Raw genomic sequence first — 12277 nt, 5'->3', positions numbered from 1 at the left:
CGGCGGCGAGGTCGCGCCTAGCCCGCCAACAGTGCACGGGCGGCGGCGCGGGCCTCTTCGGTGATGGTGTCGCCCGCCACCATGCGGGCCAGCTCATCCACCCGGTCGGGTTCCGCCAGCGGCACGACCTGTGACAGGGTCATGCCATCAATCACCTGCTTGCGCACCTGCCAGTGATGTCCCCCAAGTGCGGCCACCTGCGGCGAGTGCGTGACCACCAGCACCTGTCCATTGCTGGCCAGGCTGCGCAGGCGCCGGCCCACCGCATCCGCCGTGGCCCCGCCAACACCGCGGTCGATCTCGTCGAAGATCAGCGTCTTGCTGGCATCCTCGCCGCGCAGGCAGACCTTCAGCGCCAGCAAAAAGCGGCTCAGCTCCCCGCCCGAGGCGATTTTGTTCAGCGCCCCTGCCGGGGCGCCGGGGTTGGTCGCCACGGTAAAGGCCACCGCATCCATGCCCTCCGGGCCGGGATCGGCGCTGGTGATGCGGGTCTCGAACACCGCGCGTTCCATCTTCAGCGGCGCCAGTTCCGCCATCACCGCCGCGTCCAGTGCGGCTGCCTGCTGGCGGCGCACCGCGCCCAGTTGCTTGGCGGCCTCGCCATAGGCGGCCTCGGCGGCTTTCAGCGCCGCCTCCTGATCGGCCAGGTTCTGATCGCCCGCATCCAGCGCCGCCAACTTGTCGCGCAGGGTTTCGGCATAGGTGCCCAGCTCATCCGCCGTCACCCCGTGCTTGCGGGCCAGCGCGCGAATGGCAAAGAGACGTTCCTCGCAGTCTTCCAGATCACCGGGGTTGAACTCCAGCGTGCTCAGCACCCGTTCCACCCCGTCCTGCGCCTCGCCCAGTTCGATCATCGCGCGCGACAGCGCCGCCAGAGGCGCCTCCAGCCCGGTGTCTTCCGCCTGGCCTTCGACCCCCTCCAGCCAGCGCTGCGCCTCACCCATGGCCCCCTCGGCACCCTCGCTCAACAGGGCGTGGGCGCGGGTGATGTCGCCGCGGATGCGCTCCGCGGCCTGCATCTGGCGGCGGCGGGTGTCCAGTATCTCGTCTTCGCCCGGCTGCGGGTCCAGCTTGTCCAGCTCAGCCACCGCATGGCGCAGAAATTCTTCCTCGGCGCGGACCGCCTCCAGGGCGGCACGGGTGGCCGCGACCGTCTTGCGCGCCTTGGCCGCCGCGCTCCAGGCGCTGCGCACCTTGTCCAGCAGCCCCTGTACCCCGGCATATTGATCGAGCAACGCCATGTGACCGCGCGGGTTTAGCAAGCCGCGGTCATCGTGTTGGCCGTGCAGCTCCACCAGCGTGTCGGACAGCGCCCGCAACACCTCGCCCGAGCAGCGCCGATCGTTGACCCAAGCCGTCTTGCGTCCTTCGGCGGTGTTAACCCGGCGCAAGATCAGCGTATCGCCGCCCGGCAGCCCGGCGTCCTCCAGAATGGCATGGGCCGGGTGGCCCGGGGGCAGGTCGAATTCGGCCAGCACCTCGCCCTGCGCCGCGCCTTGGCGCACCAGTTCGGCACGCCCCCGCCAGCCCAGAACAAAGCCCAAGGAATCCAGCAGGATCGACTTCCCCGCGCCGGTCTCTCCGGTCAGCACGTTCAGCCCGGGCTGAAAGTTCAGCTCCAGATGATCGATGATCAGTATATCGCGAATATCAAGCGCGCGCAGCATCGCCCCGCCCCCGTTCCGTCCGGCCCGCAGCGGGCCGCCCCATAGTTCCGCCAGCGTTAGAGCCACTGCCCCTTCAGCGACTGGCGGTAGATCTGGCTCAGCCAGTTGTTTCCTCGGTCCTTGGCCTTCAGCCCGTTGGCGGTCAGCAGCCGGTAGCTGTCCTGATACCACTCGGTGGACTGGAAGTTGTGGCCGAGGATCGCCGCCGCGGTCTGTGCTTCGGCGGCCAGCCCCAGCGACAGATAGGCCTCAACCAGCCGGTGCAGCGCCTCGGGCGTGTGGCTTGTGGTCTGGAACTCCTCCACCACCACCCGGAAGCGGTTGAGCGCCGAGGTATAGTGCCCCCGGCGCAGGTAGTATCGGCCGATCTCCATTTCCTTGCCCGCCAGATGGTCAAAGGCGAGGTCGAATTTCAGGATCGCCGCATTGGCATATTCGCTGTCGGGATAGACCTCGATCACGGTGCGCAGCGCCTGCAACGCCTGGAAGGTCAGCCCCTGGTCGCGGCCCACCTCGTCGATCTGGTCATAGTAGCTCAGCGCCAGAAGATACTGGGCATAGGCCGCATCCTCATCCGCCGGGTAGAAATCGATGAACCGCTGCGCGGCGGCGCGGCTGTTCTCGTAATCCTTGGTGCCATGATAGGCAAAGGCCTGCATGATCAGCGCCTGCTTGGCCCATTCGGAATAGGGGTACAGGCGCTCGATCTCGGCAAAGTAGAAGGCGGCGTCCTTGGGCTTTTTGTTGGCCAGCTCATATTCGCCGCGCTGATAGATCTGCTCCGGCGTATAGATTTCCAGCGCCTCGTTGCGGGTGGCCGCGTCGCCGTCAGCGCCGCCGCAGCCCGCGAGGGCCGCCACCAAAAGGACCGCGCCGAGGGTTCTGGCTCCTGCCCTGATGCCGTTCATTGTGCCTAACCTCACCGTCGTTTCCTTCGCGGGTCTGCGCCCCGGTTAGCCCGGGTCTAGCATATTCAAATGGGGCGCAAAACGTCTTTTGCGCCATCCGCGCCCAGATGGCAGAGAAAGCGCTCCAGGGTCAAGTCCGACCGGGGGCGGCCCGCACCCAAGAGCCGCAGCAAAAGACCCGGAACGCGCACGCTCCGGGCCAGTTGAATGCTCGATTTTGGTTCTCCGCCCTATGCCACGCGGCGCTGCTCGGTCGGGATTTCCGACCAGATCAACCCCTGCCCCGGAAGCCGGGCGGTCATCGCCGCGTCACAGGCGACGGCCCGGACCGCGCCCGGCTCCGCAAACAGGGCCCGCAGCAGTGTGTTGGTCAGCGCATGCCCCGCACGCTCGCCAACGTAACGCCCCAAGATCGGCCCCCCAGCCAGCGCCAGATCGCCCAGGGCGTCCAGCATCTTGTGGCGCACAGGCTCATCCGAGTGGCGCAGACCGAGGCCGCTTTCGACCCGCGCGCCATCGAACACCACGGCGTTTTCGCCCGGCACGCCGCCGAGCGCCAGACCGTTCGCCTGCATGGTTTCCACATCCGCCTGACGGCAGAAGGTGCGGCTGTCGCACAGCTCCCGCGCAAAGCTGCCGTTGCGCATGTCCAGCGTCCTGCTCTGGCGGCCGATGGCCTCTTCGGCGAATTCAATGTGGAATTCAATGGTCAGACGGTCGCTGGGCAGCAGAGTGGCACGGGCACCGTCCTTTTCCACAGTGACCGGTTTCAGCACCTGATAGGCCACAATCGGAACCCCCAGACGCTGCACGCCGCGGCCCATGATACCGCGCACGAAAGGCGCCGAAGATCCATCCACGATCGGCACTTCCGGCCCGTCGATCTCCACCAGCGCGTTGTGGATGCCGCAGCCAGCCAGCGCCGCCATGACATGTTCGACGGTGGAGACGCTGACGCCAGCGCCATTGACAAGACGGGTGCACAGCGGGCTGCGCTCCACCAGGTCCCAGCGCGCCGGGATCAGAGTGTCACCCAGGGCGATGTCGGTGCGCTTGAACACGATGCCGTGCCCGGCCGGAGCCGGGATCAGGGTCATGCGGGCAGCCTTGCCGGTATGCAGGCCAACCCCTTCGAATGTCACCGATGCCTTGAGCGTATTCTGCACGATGCGCCTCTTTCCACTGTGTCCGACCGCTGGGGCCGTGTTGTGAAAGAGAGTTAAGGTTTAGCAAAAAAACCTACAACTCAATCTTTGTAACGGATTGAAACATGGCTGTAACAGATCGGCAAAACATTGCGCAACCACAGCCAAACATCTGAATTAAAACGAAAAAGACCGCCCGACGGGCGGCCTTTCCGGCGTCATATGTGATCGCTTAATTTGCCTGGCGGCGCAGGAATGCGGGGATTTCGATGCGTTCCTGGTCCGGATCCGCCTGCTGGGCCTGCTGCGGCTGCTGCTGCGGTTGGGCGGCCGGCGCCTGCATCGCGGGCTGCTGGCGCATCTGCTGCGGCTGCTGTTTGGCCCCGCCAGCCGGGGTCTCGGCGGCGCTGCCGGTCATCCGGTGGATCAGCGAGTTCAGGCCGAACCGGCGCTGGCCGTCACCCTGGTGCGGCTGTGCCTGCTGTGGCTGCTGGGCCTGCGGCTGCTGCGGCGCCTGGGTGGCCGAGACGATGGCCGGGCGCTGCGGCTGGCCTGCCTGCGGCTGGGCGCGCTTGGCGGCGGCCTGCAACCGTTCCAGGGCCTGCGGCGACGGCGTGCCGGGGGCTGGCGCCCGGGGCGCGATAAAGCTGTCCGGCTGCGACTCAACCGCATCCGCCTGCGGGCGGAACTCCGGCACGTCGGGCTGGTAGGCCGGCGGCGGCAGGCCGTCGTCACCCAGCTGTTCCGGCGCCTCGATGACCTCGCCGCCATGATCGTCGGCGCCCGCCTCTGCGGTGTTCATCTCGGCAAACAGCGACGGCTCTTCCTGCGTCGGGGCGCTGTCGGCAGCGGCAGCGGACGCAGGCTGGGCCGGTGCGGCCTCGGCGGCGGCGGGCTGTTCAACCGGCGTGTCCAGCTCCAGCGGCGCGGCGCGCGTTTCCTCAACGCTGACGGTCTGGCGCAGCGGTGCCGACATCGGGCGGCGCGGCACCGGGATGTCGGTGTTCACGTCGGTGGCGTCGATGCCGGTGGCCACAACGGAGACCCGCATGCGGCCCTCCATGTCGGTGTCCAGGGTGGAGCCGACGATGATGTTGGCATCGGGGTCGACTTCCTCGCGGATGCGATTGGCGGCCTCGTCCAGCTCGAACAGGGTCAGGTCGTGGCTGCCGGTGATGTTGATCAGCACGCCGCGCGCGCCTTTCAGACTGATTTCGTCCAACAGCGGGTTGGCGATCGCCTTCTCGGCGGCCTGCACGGCGCGGTCCTCGCCCTCGCCCTCGCCGGTGCCCATCATCGCCTTGCCCATCTCGTCCATCACCGCGCGCACGTCAGCAAAGTCGAGGTTGATCAGGCCCGGACGCACCATCAGGTCGGTCACACCCTTGACGCCCTGGTACAGCACGTCATCCGCCATCGAGAACGCCTCGGTAAAGGTGGTCTTCTCATTGGCCAGGCGGAACAGGTTCTGGTTCGGGATGATGATCAGCGTATCGACGACCTTTTGCAGGCTATCGACACCGGATTCGGCCTGGCGCATGCGCTTCAGACCTTCGAACTGGAAAGGTTTGGTCACCACGCCGACGGTCAGCACGCCCAGCTCTCGGGCGGCCTGCGCGATGATTGGCGCGGCGCCGGTGCCGGTGCCGCCGCCCATGCCAGCGGTGATGAAGCACATATGCGCCCCCGCCAGGTGGTCGACGATCTGCTCGATGCTTTCCTCAGCCGCGGCCGACCCCACCTGCGGACGGGCGCCTGCGCCCAGACCCTCGGTCACTTTTACACCCAGCTGGATGCGGCTCTTGGCCGAGCTCTGCTGAAGCGCCTGCGCGTCGGTGTTGGCGACAACGAATTCGACGCCGTCCAGCTCCTTGGCGATCATGTTGTTGACAGCGTTGCCGCCGGCCCCGCCGACACCAAACACCGTGATCTTCGGCTTCAACTCTTCCTGCCCGGGCATCGATAGATTCAACGTCATGCTCTTACCGCCTGTGTTACCCGCCCTTCCCGCAAAGGGCTTTTTCCTGTCCAGTTCACTATAATCTTACCGCGCAGGGCCGGTTCCGTCATCCCAAAAAGCGCGATCTCCCACGAAATAGGCTGCATTCTGAAGCCAAACCCGCGGTATTTTGCCGTGCCTAGCAGATATAGGGGAAGAGGCACAACCGGAACACAACAAAACCGCACCAGCCGTGCCCATATGAGGCCGGAGGATCGGTTCTTTCAAGTTTGGCTGGCCACTGCCCGGCCTGCTGACTCGCCGCATTTTTGCGGACGTTAACGCGATTCTAACGGCTGGCGGCCACGCTGTCACGCGCTCTTTGCCGTCGTCGCCGGATTTCCTGTGCGCCTACCAGTTGTCGCGGAACCAGCGCACCGCCCGGCCCAGGCTGCCCGCTGGGTGGCTGCGCGCGGGCATGTCAAAGTCCCACCACTCATCCTGCGGATGCGCCGCAAACAGGCACAGCCCCACAGCCGAGGCAAAGCCCGGCCCGGTCGCGGCCTGTGGCAACCCATGCACCCGCAGCGGTCGTCCCAGCCGTACCTGCTGGCCCAGAATCCGACTGGCCAGCCCGTCCAGCCCCAGGATCTGGCTGGAGCCGCCGGTCAGCACGATCTGCTGGCTCGGCAGATATTCGAAGCCGGCCGCATCCAGCCGCGTGCGCACGTCCTCCAGAATCTCCTCAACCCGCGGCCGCATGATGCCGATCAGCTCGGCCCGGCTGACGGTGCGGCGGTCATGCTCCCAATCACCGGTGTCGCCGCCGATCTCGATGATCTCGCGGTCGTCGGCGCCGGTGGCATGCACACCGCCATGTTTGGTCTTGGTGCGCTCGGCGATGTTCATCGGCACGCCCAGCCCCATGGAGATGTCGCTGGTCACATGGTCGCCGCCCAAGCGCACCGCGTCGGCATAGATCATGTGCTTCTTCATGAAGATCGAGATCGAGGTGGTGCCGCCGCCCATGTCAATGCAGGCGGCCCCCAGTTCCTGCTCATCCTCGACCAGCGCCGAGAAGCCCGCCGCATAGGCCGAGGAGGCAATCCCTGCCAGCTCCAGGTCACAGCGCTGGATGCAGCGCACCAGGTTCTGCACCGCCATCGCGTCCACCGTCAGCATGTGCATGTCCACCGCCAGCGTCTGCCCCAGCTGGCCGCGCGGATCCGCAAGGCCAGAGCGGTTGTCGAGCGCAAAATTCACCGGCTGCGCGTGCAGCACCTCGCGCCCGGCGCCATATTCCGGCACCTCGCAGGCGGCCAGCACCTCTGCCACGTCCTGTTCGGTGACTTCCTGCCCCTTCAGGTCCAGCTTGGCATCGAGCCCGTAAGAGCGCGGATTGGCGCCGGAAAAGCAGGCGATGACGTGATCGACGCGCACCTCGGCCATGCGCTGCGCCGCTTGCACCGCGGTGCGAATGGCACGCTCGGTCTCTTGCATGGCAGTGATTTCGCCGAACTGCACCCCGCGCGAACGCGTGGTGGCGGCGCCGATCACCCGGAACCCGGATTGCCCGGCCAGCGCCCCGATCGAGCCATCCTCGCTCAACCGTCCGGTGCCGTCGAACCGCAGCACCAGGCAGGCAATCTTGGAACTGCCCACATCCAGAATGGCCACCACACCGCGCTGCATCGCCTGCCGGCGCATCTGCCGCATCGCCCGCTGCGATTGATAGAGATCTGTCATGTCACTGCCCATCCCCGTTCAACTGCCGGATGCGCCACCAGTTTTCCACCGCGTTTTCGGCCATGCGCACCGTCGGCCGCCCGGCCAGACGCATGTCCACCGCAGCCACATCGCGCTCCAGCAAATCCTGCACCTCACTGACTGCCAGCACCCGCTCCAGCGCCTGCACCGGATTGCGCGCGGGCAGCATGATCCGCTGCTGGCGGTCCAGCACCACATCCCAGCGCCGGTCACCAACCCGTACCAGACCACGCAGCCGCGGCCCCAGCGGCCGTGCCGCGGCAAACAACCGCAACGCCTCTTCCGCCTTGGCGGCCGCCCCCTTGCCCGCGATCAGCGGCAGGTCCGGGTGCAGGCTGCGCCGCCCCAGTTCCGCCACGTGGATGCCGCTCTTGTCCAGCAGCGCCAACCCTTCCCGGCTCCGCCACACCAGCGCCGGCTCGCGCTCCACCACGTCCACTTGCAAGATGCCGCCGGGACGGATACGCACGCTGGCGCTCTTGACCGGGTCCAACCCGGTAATCACATCGCGGATCTGTTCCAGATCCAGATCGAAAGAGCTGATCGGAAACGCCACCGAAACCACTTCGCGGATGTCCTGCGCCACACTGGGTCCGGCCCCATCCACCGCCATCACGTTGACCATGAACTCCGGGCGTTCCTGCACCGCGGCACGGGCGTCATGGATCATCGCCATCAACCCGTCACGCCGGGCTTCATCGGCCAGATAGGCCCCGCCTGCCGCAAGCACCAGACAAACCGGCACCCCGAACCGCAGGCCAAAGCGAATCCCCGGCGTCAGCATCCAGCGCTGCAACCGGTACTTCAACCGCGACGGCGCCGGATCGACCCGCCCTGCGGCAGCCGTGCCCGCAAACCGCCGCGTCAGCGCCCGCATGAGGCATCCTCCACCATCCAGGCGCACAAGCGGCCAAAGGTCATGCCGCAGTGGGCCGCCTGCTCCGGCGCCAGCGAGGTCGGCGTCATGCCGGGTTGGGTGTTGGTCTCAAGCAGGATCAGGCCGCGCGCGCCGCGGGCCGCGTCCCAGCGAAAATCGGTGCGACTGACACCGCGGCACCCCAGCGCCTGATGCGCGCGCAGGGCATATTCCATGCACAGATCGAAAATTTCACGCGGCAGGTCGGCCGGCAGCTCGTGGCGCGACCCGCCGGGCGTGTACTTGGCATCGTAATCATACCAGCCATCGGTCAGAATGTCGGTCACCGTCAGCGCCCGGTCCCCCACCACGGTGGTGGTCAGCTCGCGCCCCGGCGCAAAGGTCTCGACCATCACCTGCTCCGGCATTTCCGGCGCCAGCTGTGGCGGGCCGTTGGCGGCCTCCTGCACGATATAGATGCCGACGCTGGAGCCTTCGTTGTTGGGTTTCACCACATACGGCGGCGCCATCACATGCCCGGCACTCACGTCGTCCTTGGCAAACAGGCCGCTTTCCACCACCGGCAGCCCGGCGGCGCGAAACACCTCCTTGGAGCGTTGTTTGTCCATCGCCAGCGCCGAGGCCAGCACCCCGGAGTGGGTATAGGGAATTTGCAGCCACTCCAGCATCCCCTGCACGCAACCGTCCTCGCCCCAGCGGCCATGCAGCGCGTTGAACACCACATCCGGCTGCACCGCGGCCAGCCGCGCGCACAGATCCGCGCCCGCGTCCATCTCGACAACGTCATACCCCTCATCGCGCAGCGCCGTCGCACATTCGCGACCGCTGGACAGCGATACCTCGCGTTCGGCTGATGGCCCGCCCATCAGCACCGCGACCTTCGGGAGTGTCCTGCTCGACCTACTCACCACCAAGCGCCTCAATATGCGGGGCTTTTGCCCCAGTTTCTTGGAACCCTTTCCGGGCCCGCCTTATGATTTGCTGCCGGGTACGTCCCCAGCCTCTACTGCCGGAATCCCGCCCCGGCGTTGCAGGGCCGCCCGTCCGCACGGCCCGCCCGCCACCTTAACGCCCAAATCGTTACCGGGCCGTTAACGTTGCTTTTACCACGCCGACAGGGAATCACCGCACGTGCCCGCGCCCGACCGGAATGGACAGCGGGCAACCAAAGGTCAACCCATTGACACAGCCGGATTAAATCCAGTTATCAGGGAAGCGGATCACCAACCCGCATGATCTCCCATTCTAGCGTAATGCCAGAATTTTCGTAAACCTTTTTCCGGACATCCTCGCCCAGCCCTTCCAGATCTGCGGCAGTGGCGCCACCGGCGTTGATCAGGAAGTTGGAGTGCTTCTCGCTCATCTGCGCCCCGCCGCGGCTGGCGCCACGCATTCCGGCCTCGTCGATCACCTTCCAGGCCTTCAGGTCGTGCACATCATCCGCCTGCCCGGTTGAGGAAAACCCCGCCGGATTACGAAAGGTCGACCCGGCCGAACGGTCGCGGGTGGGCTGGGTCGCATCGCGCTTCTCCAGCTGCGCCTGCATCCGCGCGTGCAGCGCCTCCGGCGCCCCGGCCGGGCCGCGCAATGTGGCCGAGACCAGCACCGCGCCCTCGGGAAAGGCCGTCTGGCGGTATTGAAAATCCAGCTCCCGCGCGGTGATCTCGCGGACCTCTCCCTTGCGGGTCACGATGGTGCCCGACACGAACACGTCCGCCACATAGCTGCCATAGCAGCCCGCATTCATCCGCACCGCGCCGCCGATCGATCCGGGAATGGTGCGCAGAAAGGTCAGGTCGATGCCGTCATCCGCCGCCTTGCGCGCCACATGCGCATCCAGCGCCGCGGCGCCTGCGGTGACCAACCCGTCATTGACGGAAATCGCGTTGAAGCCGCGCCCCAGCCGGATCACCACCGCGCGCAAACCGCCGTCGCGCACGATCAGGTTGGAGCCGACCCCCATCGGGAACACCGGCACCGCCGGGTCCAGCTGGCGCAAAAAGGCGGCCATATCCTCCACATCCGCAGGCTGAAACAGATAGTCTGCCGGTCCGCCCACGCGCAGCCAGGTCAGCCCCGCAAGGTCGCGGTTGGCCGTCAGTTTCCCCCGCAGTCCGTCCAACTTCATCACATCTGTCCCTCGCAACTTTGCCGCCAGCCTCTAGCAAGGAATCCAGCCGCAATACAATGCACCCGCAGCAGCGACGATCGGCAAGTTCCCGCCGGTGCGAGGCGGGTTCAGCCGCCGCGGCGCAATGTCTGGCGCAGCCAACGGCCGAAATAGACCACCGGCCAGCGCAGTACCGACATGCCCGCCACCAGCACCGCCAGTCCCCACCAGGGGCCGTTTTCATAGGTCACATAGACCAGCAACGGAATCCCCAGCGCAATCAGCACATAGGCTCGCCGCCAGTGGTTGTCGCGGCTGGGCAGCACCGCCAGCACATTGGCCGCCAACGCCCAAAGCGCCGCCAGCGTCAGCGACAGCGTCATGCGCAGAGGCCTTGCTGCTGACGGAGCGGCGTCTGGCAGCGGCGGCAGGGAACGGCGCCCCGGGTATGCAACCTCACGCTCAGCGCGCCAGCCGTGCAGGCAGGCCGTTGGCCCAAGTGCTGATGGTGCCCGCGCCCAGGCAGACCACGATATCGCCGGGACGCGCCTGCTCGCGCACCAACCGCTCCAGATCATCCTCGTCCAGAATGGCCCGCGCGTGGCGGTGGCCATGGCGGATCATTCCCGCCACCAGATCATCCCGGCTGGCGCCTTTGATCGGGTCTTCGCCGGCCGCAAAAACCTCGGCAATCGCCACCACGTCGGCCTCGTTGAAACAGGCGCAGAAATCCTCGAACAGGCTGGCAAGGCGCGAATAGCGGTGCGGCTGATGCACCGCGATCACCCGGCCCTCACTGGCCTGGCGCGCCGCCTTCAGCACCGCGGCGATCTCCACCGGGTGATGGCCGTAATCGTCGATGATGGTGACACCATCGACCTCGCCCACCTTGGTGAAGCGCCGATTCACCCCGCCGAAGGCCGCAAGGGCCTTGCGAATTTCTTCCTTTTTCATGCCCAGATGCCGCGCCACCGCAATCGCCGACAGCGCGTTGGACACATTGTGGTCGCCCGGCATCGGCAGGCTGCACCCCTCGATCACCTGATCCTCGGCCTGCAAATGCACGTCGAAATGCGCAACGCCCGCCTTGTAGGTCAGGTTCACCGCCCGCACATCCGCCTGCGCGTTGAAGCCATAGGTCACCACCCGACGATCCGAGATCCGCCCCACCAGCGCCTGCACCTCCGCATGGTCGGTGCAGCAGACCGCGATGCCGTAAAAGGGAATGTTGGAGACAAACTCCAGAAAGCCATCGCGCAGGGCATCGAAATCGCCCCAATGCTCCATATGCTCGGGGTCGATGTTGGTGACCACGGCGATGGTCGCGGGCAGCCGGTTGAACGAACCGTCGCTCTCGTCCGCCTCAACCACCATCCATTCGCCCTGCCCCATCCGCGCGTTGGAGCCGTAGGCGTGGATGATACCGCCGTTGACGATGGTGGGGTCAAAACCGCCCGCCACCATCAGCTCTGCCATCATCGTGGTGGTGGTGGTCTTGCCGTGGGTGCCGCCGATGGCGATGTTGGACTTCAGCCGCATCAGCTCCGCCAGCATATCGGCGCGGCGCACCACCGGCAGACCGCGCAGGCGGGCCTCGTCCAGCTCCGGGTTGCCCGGCTTGATCGCCGAGGAAATCACCACCACGGCCGCGCCGTCCAGGTTTTCCGCCTGCTGGCCCACGAAGATCCGCGCGCCCAGCTCTTCAAGACGTCCGGTGATCTTGCTGGCCTTCAGGTCCGATCCCTGCACGCTGTAGCCGAGGTTCAGCAGCACTTCGGCAATGCCGGACATGCCGATACCGCCGATGCCGACAAAATGGATCGGGCCGACATCACCGGGCAGCTTGGTTGCAGGGTTCATCACG

Annotated in this window: 10 protein-coding genes; all 10 read right to left on the bottom strand. The window is 66.4% G+C overall.

Going from position 1 to position 12277, the window contains the following annotated elements:
• Positions 1 to 17: 17 nt before the first annotated feature.
• Positions 18 to 1667, bottom strand: coding sequence for a DNA repair protein RecN (gene recN / locus AC0IPL_RS07195; RefSeq protein WP_474273198.1), 1650 nt, complete (start codon positions 1665 to 1667; stop codon positions 18 to 20).
• A 56-nt stretch (positions 1668 to 1723) separates the two neighbouring features.
• A complete protein-coding gene (locus AC0IPL_RS07190) occupies positions 1724 to 2575 on the bottom strand; it encodes an outer membrane protein assembly factor BamD (protein WP_474273145.1) in 852 nt (283 codons plus the stop codon).
• 230 nt (positions 2576 to 2805) lie between these two features.
• Positions 2806 to 3741 carry a UDP-3-O-acyl-N-acetylglucosamine deacetylase gene (gene lpxC, locus AC0IPL_RS07185; protein ID WP_474273143.1) on the bottom strand — a complete coding sequence of 312 codons (936 nt, stop codon included), beginning with the start codon at positions 3739 to 3741 and terminating at the stop codon, positions 2806 to 2808.
• A 211-nt stretch (positions 3742 to 3952) separates the two neighbouring features.
• Positions 3953 to 5698, bottom strand: a complete 1746-nt coding sequence (gene ftsZ, locus AC0IPL_RS07180; RefSeq protein ID WP_474273141.1) for a cell division protein FtsZ — start codon at positions 5696 to 5698, stop codon at positions 3953 to 3955.
• 372 nt (positions 5699 to 6070) lie between these two features.
• Entirely contained in the window at positions 6071 to 7405 is a 1335-nt protein-coding gene (gene ftsA / locus AC0IPL_RS07175; RefSeq protein ID WP_474273140.1) for a cell division protein FtsA, read from the bottom strand.
• A 1-nt stretch (position 7406) separates the two neighbouring features.
• The gene (locus AC0IPL_RS07170) at positions 7407 to 8303 is read right to left on the bottom strand and encodes a cell division protein FtsQ/DivIB (protein ID WP_474273138.1); all 897 of its coding nucleotides are present in this window, start codon (positions 8301 to 8303) and stop codon (positions 7407 to 7409) included.
• Positions 8291 to 9169: a D-alanine--D-alanine ligase gene (locus tag AC0IPL_RS07165; protein ID WP_474273136.1), complete on the bottom strand. Its 879-nt coding sequence runs from the start codon at positions 9167 to 9169 to the stop codon at positions 8291 to 8293. Before AC0IPL_RS07165 ends, AC0IPL_RS07170 begins: the two co-directional genes overlap by 13 nt.
• A 341-nt stretch (positions 9170 to 9510) precedes the next feature.
• Complete coding sequence (murB, locus tag AC0IPL_RS07160; RefSeq protein WP_474273135.1) at positions 9511 to 10431, bottom strand: UDP-N-acetylmuramate dehydrogenase; 921 nt, start codon at positions 10429 to 10431, stop codon at positions 9511 to 9513.
• Between the two features lie 110 nt (positions 10432 to 10541).
• Positions 10542 to 10796: a DUF2484 family protein gene (locus tag AC0IPL_RS07155; protein ID WP_474273133.1), complete on the bottom strand. Its 255-nt coding sequence runs from the start codon at positions 10794 to 10796 to the stop codon at positions 10542 to 10544.
• A 79-nt stretch (positions 10797 to 10875) separates the two neighbouring features.
• On the bottom strand, positions 10876 to 12273 hold the full coding sequence (murC, locus tag AC0IPL_RS07150; RefSeq protein ID WP_474273132.1) for a UDP-N-acetylmuramate--L-alanine ligase: 1398 nt from the start codon (positions 12271 to 12273) through the stop codon (positions 10876 to 10878).
• Positions 12274 to 12277 lie beyond the last annotated feature (4 nt).

This window comes from Leisingera sp. SA32 (genome assembly GCF_056033425.1).
The sequence above is the reverse complement of the archived record's forward strand: the minus strand, read 5'-3'. Positions and strand labels throughout refer to the sequence as shown.